Raw genomic sequence first — 17,038 nt, forward strand, 5'->3', positions numbered from 1 at the left:
CAGGGCACATGTCCAGCGAAACAACTCAAATGCGGCGGGAAATCAATGAGATACCTTTTGCCGTTGATCGGCTTCTCACTGATGGTGCCACGGCGATTACAAAGACCGCAAGCGCGATCCGCGCGCACGATCCCGGCTTCCTGATTTCGGTTGCGCGAGGTTCGTCGGACCATGCCTGCAGCTATCTGAAATACGCTTCAGAACTGCTGCTGGGCCTGCCCATGGCCTCGGTTGGGCCGAGCGTGAAATCGATCTACGGGGTCGATATGCGATGCCCCGGGGCGCTGTGTATTTCGGTATCCCAATCGGGTCAAAGCCCCGACATCGTACAGCTGACGAAGTCCCTGACAGAAGGCGGCGCGTATTCGGTGGCGATCACGAACGATACCACGTCTGCACTGGCCCAGAACGCCACCTCGGCTCTGCCCATCCTTGCAGGCCCCGAGCTTAGCGTGGCTGCCACCAAGACTTTCGTCACCTCTCTGGTCGCCGGGCTTTGGTTGCTGGCCGAGGTAAAGGGTGATGACACTTTGCTGGCTGCAATTCACAAATTGCCGGAAGATTTATCGCGGGCGATCACCTGCGATTGGAGTGCGGTGGTCGAGGCAGTCGATGGCCAATCCCTGTTCACTTTGGGACGTGGGATGTCCTGGGCAATTTCGAATGAGGCGGCGCTGAAATTCAAGGAAACCTGCCAGATTCATGCGGAAAGCTATTCCTCGGCCGAAGTTCTGCATGGCCCGGTTTCGATCGTGGATCAGGGCTTTCCGGTGATTGCGTTCTCGTCCGGAGACGCGGCTGAGGCCAACATCGCCGAAGTCGCCGATGCGCTCGCAGCTAAGGGCGCAAAAGTCTTCGCAACGACCAATCAGGTGTCTGATGCCGTGAGGCTACCACATGTCCGCACCACGCACTGGATGACAGATCCGGTAGCCTCGATCGCTTCGTTCTACGGTATGGTCGAAACTGTGGCCACGCGCCGGGGCATCAATCCCGATGCACCGCGTCACCTCCGGAAAGTGACGGAGACGGTATGACCGATGCGACGATCACCTTCACGGGCGGGCCTATCTTTGATGGTAAAACCCTGAAGGACGGCCACGCCGCCCGTTTCGTCGGCGGGCTGCTCGACAGTATTTTGCCCGAAGCCGAGTTGCCTTCGGATGAGATGGTTCAGGATCTGTCGGGCGATATTTTAAGCCCCGGCTTTGTAGATTTGCAGGTGAATGGCGGCGGAGGCGTCATGTTCAACGACGATCCATCGGTCGAGACATTACAGCGTATTGCGGCGGCTCATCGCAAGCTTGGCGCGACGTCGATCCTTCCGACGCTGATCACGGACACGCCCGAAAAGACAACGGCTGCCATTTCTGCTGCTTCTCAGGCAATTCAGCGCGGAGTTCAGGGGATTGTCGGCTTGCATCTTGAGGGGCCGCATCTCTCGGTGCGACGCAAGGGCGCGCATGACGGCGGGCTGATCCGCCGGATGCAGGACGCTGATCTTGCACAGCTGATAGAAGCGGCAGGGGCGTTGCCTGCATTGATGGTCACGCTTGCGCCTGAAAGTGTCACGATTGCTCAGGTCGAAACGCTCAGCAAGGCGGGGGTCATCGTGTCGTTGGGGCACAGTGATGCCGAGTTTCAAACCTGCGTGGCTTACGCACAGGCGGGCGCGCACTGCGCCACCCATTTGTTTAACGCGATGAGTCAGTTGGGCAACCGCGAACCGGGGCTGGTTGGCGCAGTCTTGTCCAGCGGTGCGATGTCTGCCGGGTTGATAGCGGATGCAGTCCATGTTCACCCGCAGACGATGCGCGCCGCCTTTGCAGCTAAACAGGGGCCGGGGCATCTGTTTCTGGTGAGCGACGCGATGGCCGTTGCCGGAACGGATCTGCAGGAATTCAAGCTGGAAGGGCGTGTCATCCAACGTGAAAACAGCAGGCTGACCTTACCGGATGGAACCCTGGCCGGGGCCGATCTGAACCTGACCACCGCGCTGCGCGTGTTGACAACGGATGTCGGCGTTTCACTGACGGACGCCTTGGCAGCGGCCACACGCATTCCGGCGGATATCATTTCCCAGCGCTCAATCGCGCGCCTGAACTTGATCTCGCAGGCCATTCGCATTTCTCCGGACTTGTCGCAGGCCCGTCCGGCGGTTGCTTAACCTCGCGTTGCAACAAATTGCGAAACACCGCGTTTTTCGCATCTCGCCTCAACTGTAGCGGTTGTGTAAGACCTTAGGCGAACGTGGTTTGGGAATGTCTGTATGTATCAGATAATTGGAATAATTGGCAGGGCATTGACCACCCGGATCGCGCAATGATCCAAACGCGTGGCGTTTTCATTGGTCAGCGTACGGATTGTTTGGGCGCGCGCCTGCTGATGATCCTGACCTGTTTCCGTCTGGCCGAAGACTTTGGGACAGACTACCGGGTGAACTGGTTCCCGCAAGGCGCCGATGCGCCGGAGTTGGATCATCCCGAGGAGTTATTCACCAAAGACTGGATGGATGCGCATTTCCTTGATCAGGCAGAGTTCGACACGATAAGCGCGACCGCTCTGCCAATTTGGGCCTTCCAACACGATCCATCGCCCGAGCGGCTGATCGACCATTTGGCGTCTGGCCGTTCGGTTCTGGTCGAAGAAGCGAGCGAGATATTGGTCTTCCCGTGGGAAGATATCGAAACCATCCGTCCCCGCTATCGCGATTTCATACATAGCGTTGGATTTGTGGATGAGGTTCGTCAGATCATGGATCGCGCGGATCGGAAGCTCTCGGGGCAGGGGGTTTCGGCTTACCACATTCGGCGCGGAGAAATCCTGAACGGATTACCATGGAAGCATTCGATCTGGCCCGCCAAGATCGAACCTGACGAGTTTTACGAGGCCCATCTGGAGAAATCCAAAGGCCAGACGGTGATCATGTTTTCGGATCAGCCAGAGGTGATAGACCGTTTCAAGCAACGGTTTCCGGAGCTCATGCAGATGTCGGATATCGCTGATCTGTCGGCTCTGACCCGGGCGCAGCGGGACTTTCTTGAGCTTTTTGCGATGTCACGGGCGGATCAGGTGATCGCGCCACACATATCTGGCTTTTCGATGGCTGCAGCCCGGATTTCGGGGCAGCAGCGTAAAGTGTTCCGCGATGTATTGTCCAAGGATGAGATGCAGGCGGCCAATGCGCGGTTCATCGAACGGGTTGCGAAGGGGCCATCGGCCTTTCTGAATCCCTCAGAGGCGGCGCATATCTATTCAAAGGCGGTGCAATATCTGTCAGCGCAGGATCGCTGCGAAGAGGCGTATGATAATGCGAAACCTATTCTGGACGCCGGGGCCGACAACGCCTTTATGCCACTTCTGCAATCCCTGAACTGTTTTTACCTGTCGAAGTGGCAGGAAAGCGAGGCACTTGCCAAAGAGGGATTGCAGAACCCGCGTCTCTGGCCCGAAGACTATTCTGTTTTGTGCGCCTTGCGTGGCGCTGTTCTCGGCATGCAAGGCAAGCGTGATGCGGCGACACACCATTTTGCAAAAGCGTTCTGGTCCAAGTCGTTACGACCGGATATTGTGGTTCTGGGGTCCAGAATGCTCTACCGTGCTCAACTCGCGCTTAGGCTGATGCCGCCTGTGGACTGGTCATTGCAAAAGGTCGTTCGGCAACGCCGGTTTGCACCGTTCAATAACCTGTATCTGGTTCAGCGTATGGTTGTCGTCAGGCGTCCTTGCAACTTCGATTTCATACTCTTGGATTGGGCCGAGTTGGCGCTGGATCAACGCGCAAGTCGTATCTTTGATCACCAACAAAGATTGGAAGCGCTTTCTACCTCACTCGATGAGATTCACGACGTACCAGCAGACGACCCGCGATTGTTGGGCGCGAGGGTGATACTACAGAGGCATCTGGGGGAATTGTCGGGGGCCCACGCCATTGATAAAACCCGCCAGATCGTAGCTGAAGTGCCGGAAAGTGCCTTGTACCAAAAGCGGCTGTCCGAACTTTTCGAAGCAGAAGGCGATACCGTAGCTGCCCATCGAGCGATGTCAGAGGCGCTGGCTTGTGACCCGGAAAGCCCGTTTCTCATGTTCGCCATGGGTCGCTTGCTTGAGCGGACGGGCAAGATCGGGCAGGGCGAGAAGCTTATTCTGAAAGCTGCCGATCTTGATGACGTGACCGTCGTTATTCAGGGCATGGCGGGCCAGATACACATGCGGCGCGGGAACAAGAACAAGGCAAGCCCCTATCTTGAGAAAGCGCGCGACCTGTATCCGCCCCACAAGCGGTTTACCAATCAACTGAATCGACTTTCGGGTCAGGCGTAAACTAGTTCAGCGTAACCTCTTGGCGCAGTTTTCCGGTCGTCCTGTCGAAGATCAGAATGCGATTATCGTCGGTCACGATCGCATACCAGTTGTTGCCTATAGTCACGGCCTGGGCCTTTGCACCATCCGGCAGGTCTATCTGATCCGGCAGAGTCGGAGTTCGGTCCGATAGGCGGATGACAATCAAGGCGAATGTCACTAGAACCCCGCCAATCATTACCGCGGTCAACAGCATGACCATGCGCCGCAGCAGTCGAAGCTGCGGTGTTTCCTGCGGTTCCTGAGGTTCGGAAGGGACAGTCATGGGCACCCGCCTGATAGAGTTTCATATCGCGGCCGCTCCGCCGCCCCGCCTTGATAAGGCGCTTGCGCGGGATGTGCCAGCGGAAGAGAACCTGTCGCGCACCCGGCTGGCCCGACTGATCAATGAGGGTGCCGTCACCGTTGATGGCGTCGCCGTAGAAGACCCCAAAGCTAAGATAACCGAAGGCGCGCAGATTGGGATCACCGTGGCCGAAGCCGAAGGTAGTCATATCGGCGCTGAGGATATCCCACTTGAAGTCGTCTATGAGGACGACGATCTGATCGTGATCAACAAACCAGCAGGGATGGTCGTGCATCCGGCGCCGGGCTCGCCGAACGGTACGCTAGTCAATGCGCTGCTGCATCATTGCGGGGATGATCTCTCGGGTGTTGGGGGCGTCAAGCGCCCGGGCATCGTGCACCGGATCGACAAGGAAACCAGCGGGTTGCTGGTTGTGGCGAAATCGGATGCGGCGCATCACGGGCTGGCTGCCCAGTTCGAGGCGCATAGCGTCGAGCGCTACTATCGCGCGATCTGCTATGGTGTGCCGGATGCCAATGACCCTCGGTTGCGTGGGATCAAGGGTGTTAGCTTTGAGCCGGGCAACATCATGCGTCTGACGACACAGCTGGCACGGCACAAGACCGATCGACAAAAGCAGGCTGTGTTGTTTCACGGTGGGCGCCATGCGGTAACGCGCGCACGGATTGTCGAGGTTTTTGGAACGCCGGGCAGCCTCTCTCTGATCGAATGCTGGCTTGAGACGGGCCGAACGCATCAAATCCGTGTCCATATGGCCCATGCCGGCCACGGGCTTGTCGGAGACCCGGTTTACGGCGGAAAGCGCAAACTGGCCGCGCGGGCATTCACGCCCGAAACCGCCGAGGCGGTGCAGGCTTTCCCCCGCCAAGCTCTGCACGCAGCAGTGTTAGGCTTCGAACACCCGGTTTCGGGCCAGGCATTACGTTTTGAAGCCCCGCTGCCGCAGGATATGGCGGACCTGCTGGAAAATCTCAGAAAACCACTGAAATAAACTGCAAAGGCTTGTGAAAAAGGCCTTTTCAGCTTTCCTTTACATAGGGTTAATCTCAGACTGTTAACAGATCCTCTTGAATGTATCGGGTCTGGTACCCATATCCCATGTTAAGGGCTTAAACATTTGTCCAAGGGGCAGAAATAAATGGCAAATTACTCAAATCTTCCAGCGCCGACACCCGAGGGTGGGCTGAACCGCTATATGCAGGAGATTCGCAAGTTTCCTCTGCTGGAGCCGGAGGAAGAATATATGCTGGCCAAGCGCTGGGTCGAGGAACAGGATACCGAGGCCGCGCATAAAATGGTCACGTCTCATCTGCGCTTGGCGGCCAAGATCGCCATGGGATATCGCGGCTATGGCTTGCCGCAGGCCGAGGTGATTTCCGAAGCCAATGTGGGCCTGATGCAGGCGGTCAAGAAATTTGACCCCGAAAAAGGCTTCCGGCTGGCGACCTATGCCATGTGGTGGATCCGCGCCTCGATCCAGGAATACGTCCTTCGGTCGTGGTCGATGGTGAAACTGGGTACAACATCGGCGCAGAAAAAGCTGTTCTTCAACCTGCGTAAAGCAAAGGCACGCATTGGCGCGCTGGAAGAGGGTGATCTGCGTCCTGAAAATGTGGCCAAGATTGCAGAAGACCTCGGAGTGACCGAGGAAGAAGTGATCAGCATGAACCGTCGGATGTCCGGTGGCGATGCTTCGCTGAACGCGACCGTGGGGTCCGAAGGCGAAGGCACCATGCAGTGGCAGGATTGGCTGGAAGATGAAGATGCCGATCAGGCTGGCGACTACGAAGCGCGCGATGAATTGGAAGCCCGGCGCGAATTGCTCGCTGCTGCGCTGGATGTTCTGAATGATCGCGAGAAAGACATCCTGACTCAGCGCCGTCTGATGGACCAGGCTGTTACGCTGGAAGAGCTGAGCACGCAGTACAATGTCAGCCGTGAACGTATTCGTCAGATCGAAGTGCGCGCGTTCGAGAAGCTGCAAAAGAAGATGCGAGAGCTTGCGCGCGAAAAAGGTATGCTGGGTTCAAACTGACCCCAGACTGATATCAGCCCGCCATATGAGCGGGCTGATTTTTTTGTTATGCGAAAATGAAATCGGACTCGGACAGGTGGCTTGCCCAGACGCCTGACAGATAGATGCTGTCTCCGTCGTCCAACTCGATCTTGGTCCCGAAGAACTTACCGTCGATATCGTCTTCGATGTCCTCAAAGCTGTTGATGCCATCGTATTCGGACAGGTCGATCTTGTCCTTGCCGACGCGGAAATCGACAATCCAGTCGTGACCGTCGCCTTCATCGAATACAAACGTATCCTTACCGCGCCCACCAAAGAGTTTGTCATTGCCTTCGCCGCCGTCGATGATGTCTTTCCCACGACCTCCGAAGATTTTGTCATGGCCTTCATCGCCACGCAGAATATCCTTTCCGCGCCCCCCGAAGATTATGTCGTTCCCGGCACCGCCAAGCGCCACATCATTGCCCGAGCCGGTGTTGATCACGTCATTGCCACCATCACCGTGAACAAAGTCTTTGCCGCGTCCGGTAAAGATGAATTCATCGCTGCTGTCACCCAGGATAAAGTCCGTGTTCTTTTTGCCCAGAATGCCCGACACCGAGACGGGTAGAAGTACGCCGTCAAGTACGTGAATGATACCGTTTGACGCATCCACGTCGAACGCGATCAAGCCGGGATCGTCGATGCCCGGATCGGCATCGCCCAGGCTGGGAGGATCGCTTTCAAGGTTCAGTTCGACTGACGACCCAAGCAGAGTTTGGATTTCAGCCCCGTCGCCTAGACCGACCACTGTGGTGCTGTCGAACTCACCATCGACCACGTGATACTTCAAAATGTTGGTTAGCAAAGGGATAGGGTCTCCGCCGCCAAGCAGGGTGAGCGCCTTGATGATGTGGCCCAATGCTCCAGCCTCGTCATCCCCTTGATACCCAAGTGTTTGTGCCAGAGCAATAAAGGCGGCGTCATTTGGGGCAAAGACGGTCAGTTCTGCCTCAGGATTGTCCAGCGTTTCCGCCAGCCCGGCTGCAATCACCGCTTCGCGGAGAATGTCGAAATCCTGATTGTCGCTGTCAAACGTTCCGGGATCACCGCTTTTTAGCACTGTTCCTGTAATCGTATGTGTTGCTGGCATTTCAGTAAGCCTCCCACCCTGTTTGCCGTTGCTCCGGATGTTGCCAGAGCACCATCCGAGCATGATTCAGTCGATGTTTGAGCTACGGCGGCAGTATCAGACTGGATCAACAAAACTGATTTGCGAGGGCAGGTTTGACGCTGATCGATTTTAGATTATCGATATAAAGTATAAGGTTATCGGGGTCTTTTAATCTCATCAAAAAATTTATTGAGGCGTATGATTTTCAAATAGATAGAGATAGGACTGACTTATTGGCAGGTGGTTGATAGACAGATCAGGAACTGAATTACATTGAGCTCGCCGTGGGCGGGTTACATCAATTTTTAGGGGGCGCGCATGCATAAACCGGTCAATTGGGGTGTTCTGGGTGCAGCCAGATTCGCACGACAACACATGGCGCCCGCCATCCATGCGGCAGAGGGCGCGCGGCTGGCGGGGTTGGCGACCTCGGATACGGCCAAGGCCGAGCCCTTTGCTAGATATTGCCCTGATTTGAATGTCTACAACAGCTATGAGGCATTGCTAGCCGATCCTGAGATTGAGGCGGTGTACATCCCGCTGCCCAACCATCTTCACGTCGAATGGAGCCTGAAGGCGCTGGATTCGGGCAAGCATGTGCTGTGCGAAAAGCCGATGACCATGCGGGCCGATGAGTTTGACGCGCTGATCGCAAAGAGGGACCAGACGGGTTTACTGGCTGCCGAAGCATATATGATCGTGCATCACCCTCAGTGGCTTCTGACCCATAAACTGATCGCGGACGGAGCGATCGGCCGGCTGGTCCATGTCACCGGGGCGTTCAGCTATGACAACCGGGCGGACACGGGCAACATCCGCAACCGTGCGGAAACCGGTGGGGGCGGGCTGCGTGACATCGGGGTGTATGTTATCGGCAGCGCTCGGTTTGCGACTGGGCAAGAGCCGGTCTCGGTCAGCGGTGCGATCCGGTGGGAAAATGACGTGGATGTCTTCACCGAAATACTCGCGCAGTTTCCCGAATTTACCTATTCCGCCTACGTCTCGACACGCATGCATCCACATCAGGAAATGGTGTTTCACGGAGAAGGTGGCATGATCCGTCTAACCGCTCCGTTCAATGCCCGTGTGTTCGGCGAGGCGCGGGTTGAACTGCACCGACCGGGCCTTGAAGTTCTGGTGCCCCGGTTTCCTGCGGACAACCACTATCAATTGCAGGTCGAAGCGTTCTGCCGATCGGTTCGCGAAGGGGTTGAATATCCCTGTTCGTTGGAATTCGTGAGGGGCACACAAGAGGTTATCGATCAGGTCTTTGACGCCGCCGTTTCGCTCTAGCTTGCCACCCCTGTGGTGTCTCGCGTATCCTGTCCCGACCGGATCAGGAGGGCTAAATGGCGGGCGGCTGGGCGCGCGATGGCGCGGTGAGTGAACAGATCGAAGCTTCGATTTCAGATGAACTGGCGCGGATGCAGGCACAAAAGCGACCTGTGGGCGAAAGCCTTACCCATTGTGCTGAATGCGAAGAACCGATCCCCGAAAAACGCCGCCTTGCTCTGCCCGGCGTAAAGCTGTGCCTGGATTGCCAGCAAGAGCGTGACAGCAGCTTCAAATCTCGCGGCGGGATCAATCGGCGGGGTTCGAAAGACAGTCAGTTGAAATAACGCGAGGAGCACCCGGTGAAGGATCAGCCGCAGAGATCAGTACTGCAAAACGGGTTGGTTCTTGGGTTCCTAGCCGCGTTTCTATGGGGCACGCACAGCGTTATCGTGCGATATTTGACTAGTGATCTCGGCGGGTTACAGATTGCCGTGTCTCGCCTGTTCATTGCTGCTTTTGCGATTTACTGCATGTTGCGGGTGATGGGCGCACGGGTTTCAATCCAGTACAGGGATTGGAACTTCCGGCTGGCGGTGTTGTCGACGGTGGTGAACTATATCCTGTTCCACATAGGTTTGGAACATACAGGTGCTGCTAATGCGATGGTGCTTGAGAATACCGCGCCGTTCTTCGTGTTGATATTTCTGTATTTCTTCGCGGATACCACCGTTGGCCGGACTGATGTATTGGCAACCCTGCTGGCGATCCTCGGTGTGTTTCTAACCGTCTATCGGGATTTTCAAGGCGGGGGAGAACCCCTGCTGGGCGATCTGATGGAAATCGGGGCGGGACTTAGCTGGGCGGTGTTCCTGATTTCCAGCAGCCGCGCGATGCAGTCATCGGAGACCACTGCCGAAAGGTTGAACTTCCTGTTTGGCATCTTTTTGTGTTCGGGCGTTTTGCTGGTGCCACTGGCGGCTTTTTCTATTCAGATGCCGACCGCAAACGACGTGATCTTCTTGATCCTTCTGGGCGTTTTGCCGACCGCGCTTGCCTATTATCTTTGGTACGAGGCCGCCGCCCGCGTGTCGACTTTGACGGCGACGTTGCTATTCGCCGCCTCGGTTGTGTTTACCTTTGTCAACTCGGCACTGTTTCTGGGCGCAACGATCACACCGCTTTCGATTGTTGGCGCGGTATTGATTGTCACGGCCATTTTCGTGACGACGATGAAATCAGCCAAAGAGAAATGAGGCAGCCATACAGGCTGCCTTTCAACTTTAGCTTTCCATTGCTTCCAGTTCGTCAATAAATCCCGAGATCATCGACAGGCCTTTGTCCCAGAACTCGGGATCACTGGCGTCCAGTCCGAACGGGGCCAGAAGCTCTTTATGGTGCTTGGAGCCACCGGCACGCAGCATTTCGAAATACTTGTCCTCGAACCCGTCCGCACCGCTTTCGTAAACCGAATAGAGCGCGTTCACCAAGCCGTCGCCAAACGCATAGGCATAGACGTAGAACGGTGAGTGGACGAAGTGCGGGATATAGGCCCAGAAGGTCTTGTACCCGTCCATGAATTCGAATGCGGGGCCAAGGCTTTCAGCCTGAACGCTCATCCAAAGGGCGTTGATGTCGTCTGGTGTCAGCTCGCCCTCACGACGGGCGGCGTGCAGTTTGCATTCGAAGTCGTAGAAGGCGATCTGGCGAACGACTGTGTTGATCATGTCCTCGACCTTACCGGCCAGAAGCACCTTGCGCTGTTCCGCTGTCTCGGCCTGATCCAGCATTTTGCGGAAGGTCAGCATTTCACCAAAGACCGAAGCAGTTTCGGCCAAGGTCAGCGGGGTCGATGAAAGCATCTCGCCCTGATCGGCGGCCAATACCTGATGCACGCCGTGGCCCAATTCATGCGCCAAGGTCATCACATCGCGCGGTTTGCCCAGATAGTTGAGCATCACGTAGGGATGAACTTCGGTCACGGTGGGATGCGCAAAGGCGCCAGGCGCTTTGCCGGGCTTCACGGCCGCATCGATCCAACCCTTCGAGAAGAAGGGAGCTGCGATCTCACCCATCCGAGGATCAAACGCGTTATAGGCGTCCATCACCGTCTTCTCGGCCTCGGACCAATCGACGATGCGGGTGTCCTCCATCGGCAACGGAGCATTACGGTCCCACACTTGCATCACGTCCAGACCAAGCCATTTGCGTTTCAGTTCGTAGTAACGATGGCTCAGCTTGGGGTAGGCGGCCACAACGGCTTCGCGCAGGGCTTCGACCACTTCGGGCTCGACATCGTTCGACAGGTGACGACCGGTCTGGGCAGATGGCATTTTGCGCCAGCGGTCAACGATTTCTTTTTCCTTGGCCTGTGTATTTTGCACGCGTGCGAAGGTTTTGATATTGCTTTGGAAAACGCTGGCCAGTTCGCGCGCGGCAGCTTCACGTTTGGCGCGATCCTGCTCGGTCAGCAGATTCAGCGTGCCTTCGATATTCAACTCTTCGCCATCAACGGTAAAGGTCAGGCCCGCAATTGTCTCGTCGAACAGGCGCTCCCATGCATCGCCGACCACGCCGAGATCGTGCAGAAATTTCTCAAGCTCGTCGGAAAGTTGATAAGGCTTCATCGCGCGGATACGGCGGAACACGGGTTCATACCGGGCCAGATCAGCATTGGCGGCGAAATGCGCGGCCAGCGCGTCGTCATCAATACGGTTCAGTTCCAGCGTGAAGAACACCAGCGGCGTAGTGAAGACGGTGATCTTCTCCTGCATGTCCGACAGGAACTTGGCGCGATCCGCGTTAGTGGTCAGTTGGTAATAGCGCAATCCGGCAAAGGACATGATCCGCCCGGCGATGGCGTTGATCTTTTCGTTGCGCAGCACGCAGGTCAGCAGGCCAGCTGCGTCCAATTCGGCCAGCTTACCCTCATAATCTGTGGCAAAGGACGCACATTCGCCTTCCAGCCAGTCCAGATCGCGGGCCAGTTCGGGTGCATCTTCCGAGGCATAGAGGTCCGTCAGATCCCATTCCGGCAAATTGCCCAGATCATCGGCACCGCCGCCTGCATTTGCATCACGGACGGGAAAGGGAAGGTCGCGCATGGAACACCTCGAATAAACTGCGTTGGCAAACATTTAGGCGCGGCGCGTCCGGATCACAAGCAAGCTGTCTGGTCAAACCTTAATGACAGGGCTCGGGTTTTGGTTTCGCCGCGGCTGCCGCGAAATGTGCAGCAAGTTGATCAAAGACCGGCCCGCGCACCTCGGGTGCCTCCATCAGAACTTCGTGTTCGCCGTTGGGAATCTCGACCAGAGTACCGCTAGGCCAGTTGGCCATACGTGCCCGAATGGCCTTGCGGTCCACGATCTGTTCATGGCTACCCAAGAAGGTCAGGGCAGGGATCTCGGGCGCGGCCTGTTCCACCAGCCAGGTGCATTCATCCAGCGCCTCGCGCAGCCAGATGGTAGACGGTGCGCCCAAAGCAAGTTCAGGGTGTGCGGCCAACTGATCCTGCATCATTCGGTACATCGCCGGATCGCGTGTCAGCACGTTTCCTTCGAAGGGCTGTGAGGCCACATAGCTCTCTAGCGTGGTGGTGGGCGGGGTTTTCTCGCCCAAGCCCAAGCGTGGCCCCCAATAGGCAGTTAGCTGGCTGAGTGGCTTCATGATTGGTGTAAAGAAAATCCCCCACATCGGGCCCGTAAAGGCGCAAGCCGCAAAATCAGCCCCCTCCAAAACGGCGCGAAGCCCGATAGCTCCGCCCATGGAATGGCCTATGACGTACCAGGGCTTGGGCAACTCCAGTTGTTCGGCCAGTTTCAGTATTGAGCGAACGTCGTGCTGGTAATCGGTGAATTGTTCGACATGACCGATCCGCGGATCATCCAGCAGGCGATCTGCAAGCCCTTGCCCGCGCCAATCGACCGCGAGACTTGCAAAGCCCCGGTTCACAAATTCCTTGGCGGTATCACCATATTTTTCGATGTATTCCGTGCGACCGGGGAAAAGCATCACCGTGCCGTGCGCATCGCCGTCGGGCAGCCAATGTGCCACGCGGATACGTTTGCCATCTTCGGTGATCAGCCAATGCGCCGCACCATCGGCAGGGCCGCCGGCCACGTCTTCGAATAAGGGGGCCGGCGAAAACTCCATCAGGCCAGCACCGAGGCGAGTTTCATGGCAATACCCATGTCTCCGTCAACGCTCAGCTTGCCGGACATGAACGCACCGGTTGGGTTCAGGTCACCGCTGAGGATCTGTTCAAAGGTGTCCGCATCGGCGCTGAGGGTCACATCAGCATCTTCGTCGCTTACCCGCGCACCGCTTGCATCCAGAATGATAGAACCCAGATCGGCAATGGCAAATTTGGCTGACGCATCGAAATCGCCGCCCGACAGTTTCTCATTCAATGCCGCCGCGGCTTTTTCCAGAATATCGCTCATGGTCTTCCTCATATTGTTCATGCGCCGTGAATGGACATCCCCGGTCGCTACGCTACACTGACCATTGTTATGGGTATTGCAATCACCAATCTCAAACGTACCGTCGCGGCACTTGCCGTCATAGTCACGTTTTCCACCAGTTGCATCGCGCAGCAGGCGGATTCGCGGGACGAGGCATCACTGTTGCAGCAACTGGCGCAATCGACGCCCGAACAGGCCATCGGATTGGATCGGCAATTGCAGGCGCTGTGGTCACAATCAGGTTCGGCTTCGGCGGATTTGCTATTGGAACGCGGACGCGAAGCGCTGGATGACGGGGATGTCGAGGCCGCGCTTGATCATTTGACGGCGCTTACCGATCACGCACCCGAATTTGCCGAGGGTTGGCATGTGCGCGCTTCGGTTTTCTTCGGCATTGACAGGTTTGGCATGGCTGCGGCGGATCTTGAACAGGCATTGACGCTGAATCCGAACAACTACGACGCTATCTACGGCCTTGGCCTCATCTTTGAGATCGTGGGCAAGCCAGAACAAGCACTTGAGGCCTATTCACGTGCGCTGGCTATACATCCCCATCATGAAGAAGTAACCAATGCCGTGAATCGGCTGAAGCCTCAGGTTGAAGGCAAGGCGCTGTAAGTCTCAGGGCGCAGGGGGCAAAGGTGAGCGGGTCATCCCGAATCGTGGCCGTACTTGGCCCGACGAACACAGGTAAAACTCACTACGCGATTGAACGTATGCTGGGGTACCGGACCGGTGTCATCGGTCTGCCGCTGCGGCTGCTCGCGCGCGAGGTCTATGACAAGATTGTCGCTATTCGCGGTCCGTCTGTTGTGGCGCTGGTGACAGGCGAGGAACGGATCGTACCGCCGCGCACGCAATACTGGGTCTGTACAGTTGAGGCGATGCCAGAAGGCATGGGCACTGATTTTGTGGCGATTGACGAAATTCAGCTTTGCGTGGATCCCGAACGCGGCCATGTCTTTACTGATCGCCTGTTGCGGTCGCGCGGCACCAATGAAACGCTGTTTCTCGGCTCTGACACAATGCGCGGCCCCATCGCGGCCCTTGTGCCCGAAGCGCAGTTCATCCGGCGTGAACGGATGTCTCAGCTGGTCTATTCCGGTTCGAAAAAGATCAGCCGAATGCCTGCGCGCAGTGCGATCGTCGGATTCTCGGTCGACAATGTCTATGCCATCGCCGAGCTGCTTCGTCGCCAAAAGGGCGGGGCGGTGGTCGTCATGGGGGCGCTCAGCCCTCGCACGCGGAATGCGCAGGTTGACCTCTATCAAAACGGTGAGGTTGATTATCTGGTGGCTACGGATGCCATCGGTATGGGGTTGAACCTGGATGTGAACCATGTGGCGTTCTCATCTCTGACCAAGTTTGATGGCCGCCGAATGCGGCCTCTGGCCCCCAACGAGTTGGCCCAGATCGCAGGACGGGCCGGGCGCGGAATGTCGGATGGCACGTTTGGTGTGACGGGCGAGGCTCCGCCGCTGGATGAGGGCGTAGCCCAAGCCATTATGGACAGCCGGTTCACGCCTATGAAAAAGTTGAATTGGCGGAATGCCGCTTTGCGGTTCGGCTCAATCGACGCACTAATCGACTCGCTTGAGGTCAGCCCAGACAATGAGCACCTGATCAAAGCGCGGCCAGCTGACGATCTGAACGTCCTGAAATCTCTGTCCCAAGTCACCGAAGTCGTTGCCCGTGCCAGCGATGGACCGTCGATCCGTTTGCTATGGGATGTGTGCAGAATCCCCGATTTTCGCGGCATCAGCCATGCCGAACATGCCAGCCTGCTTGAGGTGATCTATGGCCATCTGCATGAGCGCGGAAGTATCCCCGATGATTTCATGGCGCGGCAAATCCGCCGTATCGACCAAACCCATGGCGACATTGATGCATTGTCCAAAAGGTTGGCATATATTCGCACTTGGACATATGTTGCGCAACGAAACGGTTGGGTGCGTGACGAATCCCATTGGCGCGAGGAAACGCGCACTGTAGAAGACAGGCTGTCGGACGCTCTTCACGACCGTTTGACTCAGCGATTTGTGGACCGGCGCACGTCAGTGTTGCTGCGCCGGCTCAAACAGAAGGAGGCCCTTTTGGCCGAAGTAAATGACAAGGGTGAAGTGACCGTCGAAGGTGAATTCGTCGGTCGTCTGGAAGGGTTCCGGTTTACCCCGGACAAAAGCGCGCAGGGGACTGAAGCGAAAGCCTTGAAGTCAGCCTCTCTGCAAGCACTCGCGCCGCAATTCCATCTGCGTGCCGATCGCTTCTACAATGCGCCCGATACCGAAATTGATTTCACCGATCAGGGTGGCCTGATGTGGGGCGAGTATGCCGTGGGCAAACTTGTTGCCGGTGCCGAGCCTCTCAAGCCTGTGGTCGAGGTTTTTGTCGATGAGGCCGCCGGGCCGGACGTGGAACAGAAGGTTCAGCGCCGCCTGCAGCATTTCATCGACCGCAAAGTGGCAGCCCTGTTCGAGCCGCTGCTGAAACTGTCGCGGGATGAAGAATTGACGGGCCTGGCGAAGGGCTTTGCCTTCCGTATGGTCGAGTCGTTGGGCGTGCTGCCCCGTGTGCAGGTTGCGCAAGAGGTCAAGGATCTGGATCAGGACGCCCGTGGTGCGCTGCGCAAACATGGCATCCGGTTCGGTCAATTCACCATCTTCATGCCGCTGCTGCTGAAACCCGCGCCAACGCGCCTGCGTCTGGTACTATGGGCATTGTCCGGCGGCTTGCAGGAGTTCCCCGAAGCACCACCTCCGGGTCTGGTTACCGTTCCGGTCGCCAAGGATGCGCCGCAGGGCTATGACACCATGTGCGGCTACCGCGATGCGGGCGAACGCTCAATCCGGATCGATATGCTGGAACGGCTGGCCGACATGCTGCGGTCCGAGGATAGCCGCGGTGGGTTCGAAGCCAAACCCGACATGTTGTCGATTACCGGCATGACCTTGGAACAGTTTGCAGACCTGATGCAGGGACTGGGTTACAAGGCCGAACGCGGCGAACGTGAGAAGGCCAAGCCGGTCCCCACGGAGCAGCCTGTGGCGGAAGCCGAGGAACAACCTGTCGTCGATGAGACACCGACCGCTAATGCCGAAGCGGATGACGTCGGTATAACCGCCGAGGCGTCAGCCGAAGCCTCCGAAAGCACCGAGGCGGCAGCAGAGGTTACGGCCACTGAGAAATCAGCAGAGTCCAAATTGGATGAGCCCGAAATTGAGGTGTTCTACACCTTCACTTGGGGGCGCCAACGTCAGCAAAACCGTGGTCCGCGTCGCGAGCAGGGGCAGGGCAAGGGCAAGCCGCGTGGTAAACCTCAGGGCAAGCCGCATGGCAAGAAGGGGGGCAAGCCTCAGGGCGCCAAGACCTTCTCGTCACGGCCACCCAAAAAGGAAAAGGCAATCGATCCCGATAACCCGTTTGCGGCAGCGTTGATGGGTCTGAAGGACGGCAACTGATCC

General features: G+C 57.2%; 15 protein-coding genes. 10 read left to right on the forward strand and 5 right to left on the reverse strand.

The features are described 5' to 3' along the window. Window positions 1-8: 8 nt before the first annotated feature. The 3 genes from ACR0MP_RS13950 to ACR0MP_RS13960 all read left to right on the forward strand — a co-directional run bounded on the left by ACR0MP_RS13950 (window position 9) and on the right by ACR0MP_RS13960 (window position 4,323). A complete protein-coding gene (locus ACR0MP_RS13950; protein WP_170735266.1) occupies window positions 9-1,037 on the forward strand; it encodes an SIS domain-containing protein in 1,029 nt (342 codons plus the stop codon). Next, a complete protein-coding gene (gene nagA / locus ACR0MP_RS13955; protein ID WP_170405061.1) occupies window positions 1,034-2,167 on the forward strand; it encodes an N-acetylglucosamine-6-phosphate deacetylase in 1,134 nt (377 codons plus the stop codon). Before ACR0MP_RS13950 ends, nagA begins: the two co-directional genes overlap by 4 nt. A gap of 155 nt (window positions 2,168-2,322) precedes the next feature. Further along, window positions 2,323-4,323, forward strand: a complete 2,001-nt coding sequence (locus ACR0MP_RS13960) for a hypothetical protein (RefSeq protein ID WP_480886068.1) — start codon at window positions 2,323-2,325, stop codon at window positions 4,321-4,323. 1 nt (window position 4,324) lies between these two features. Here ACR0MP_RS13960 and ACR0MP_RS13965 read toward each other — a convergent pair whose 3' ends face one another. Then, the gene (locus ACR0MP_RS13965; RefSeq protein ID WP_170405068.1) at window positions 4,325-4,627 is read right to left on the reverse strand and encodes a DUF6476 family protein; all 303 of its coding nucleotides are present in this window, start codon (window positions 4,625-4,627) and stop codon (window positions 4,325-4,327) included. On the opposite strand from ACR0MP_RS13965, the gene ACR0MP_RS13970 reads away from it, so the two are divergent. After that, window positions 4,626-5,660, forward strand: a complete 1,035-nt coding sequence (locus ACR0MP_RS13970; RefSeq protein WP_170405071.1) for an RluA family pseudouridine synthase — start codon at window positions 4,626-4,628, stop codon at window positions 5,658-5,660. The two genes, ACR0MP_RS13965 and ACR0MP_RS13970, sit on opposite strands and share 2 nt — an antisense overlap. 147 nt (window positions 5,661-5,807) lie before the next feature. Beyond that, entirely contained in the window at window positions 5,808-6,704 is an 897-nt protein-coding gene (gene rpoH / locus ACR0MP_RS13975; RefSeq protein ID WP_170393423.1) for an RNA polymerase sigma factor RpoH, read from the forward strand. A 46-nt stretch (window positions 6,705-6,750) separates the two neighbouring features. Here rpoH and ACR0MP_RS13980 read toward each other — a convergent pair whose 3' ends face one another. After that, window positions 6,751-7,818, reverse strand: a complete 1,068-nt coding sequence (locus tag ACR0MP_RS13980; RefSeq protein ID WP_170735260.1) for a fasciclin domain-containing protein — start codon at window positions 7,816-7,818, stop codon at window positions 6,751-6,753. A 339-nt stretch (window positions 7,819-8,157) separates the two neighbouring features. Between ACR0MP_RS13980 and ACR0MP_RS13985 the strand changes: the two genes are divergently transcribed. From ACR0MP_RS13985 to ACR0MP_RS13995, 3 genes are read left to right on the forward strand one after another with little or no spacing between them, the layout of a single operon-like run. Then, window positions 8,158-9,132, forward strand: a complete 975-nt coding sequence (locus tag ACR0MP_RS13985) for a Gfo/Idh/MocA family protein (protein WP_480886065.1) — start codon at window positions 8,158-8,160, stop codon at window positions 9,130-9,132. A 56-nt stretch (window positions 9,133-9,188) separates the two neighbouring features. Then, complete coding sequence (locus tag ACR0MP_RS13990; protein ID WP_170393417.1) at window positions 9,189-9,458, forward strand: DksA/TraR family C4-type zinc finger protein; 270 nt, start codon at window positions 9,189-9,191, stop codon at window positions 9,456-9,458. Window positions 9,459-9,473: 15 nt separating this feature from the next. Then, a complete protein-coding gene (locus tag ACR0MP_RS13995; protein ID WP_170393415.1) occupies window positions 9,474-10,367 on the forward strand; it encodes a DMT family transporter in 894 nt (297 codons plus the stop codon). 27 nt (window positions 10,368-10,394) lie between these two features. Here the strand turns inward: ACR0MP_RS13995 and ACR0MP_RS14000 are convergent, their stop codons facing one another. From ACR0MP_RS14000 to ACR0MP_RS14010, 3 genes are all read right to left on the reverse strand, one after another. Then, entirely contained in the window at window positions 10,395-12,215 is a 1,821-nt protein-coding gene (locus tag ACR0MP_RS14000) for a M3 family oligoendopeptidase (RefSeq protein WP_480886063.1), read from the reverse strand. A gap of 79 nt (window positions 12,216-12,294) precedes the next feature. Beyond that, complete coding sequence (locus ACR0MP_RS14005; RefSeq protein ID WP_170405086.1) at window positions 12,295-13,266, reverse strand: alpha/beta hydrolase; 972 nt, start codon at window positions 13,264-13,266, stop codon at window positions 12,295-12,297. After that, the gene (locus ACR0MP_RS14010; protein WP_170393409.1) at window positions 13,266-13,556 is read right to left on the reverse strand and encodes an SCP2 sterol-binding domain-containing protein; all 291 of its coding nucleotides are present in this window, start codon (window positions 13,554-13,556) and stop codon (window positions 13,266-13,268) included. The genes ACR0MP_RS14005 and ACR0MP_RS14010 overlap by 1 nt, the downstream gene beginning before the upstream one ends. 30 nt (window positions 13,557-13,586) lie before the next feature. Between ACR0MP_RS14010 and ACR0MP_RS14015 the strand changes: the two genes are divergently transcribed. Together ACR0MP_RS14015 and ACR0MP_RS14020 are read left to right on the forward strand one after the other, a co-directional pair. Next, the gene (locus ACR0MP_RS14015) at window positions 13,587-14,195 is read left to right on the forward strand and encodes a tetratricopeptide repeat protein (RefSeq protein ID WP_170405089.1); all 609 of its coding nucleotides are present in this window, start codon (window positions 13,587-13,589) and stop codon (window positions 14,193-14,195) included. A gap of 23 nt (window positions 14,196-14,218) precedes the next feature. Continuing rightward, window positions 14,219-17,035: a helicase-related protein gene (locus ACR0MP_RS14020; protein ID WP_480886061.1), complete on the forward strand. Its 2,817-nt coding sequence runs from the start codon at window positions 14,219-14,221 to the stop codon at window positions 17,033-17,035. Window positions 17,036-17,038: the final 3 nt, after the last annotated feature.

The organism is Ruegeria sp. K3, from assembly GCF_056531845.1.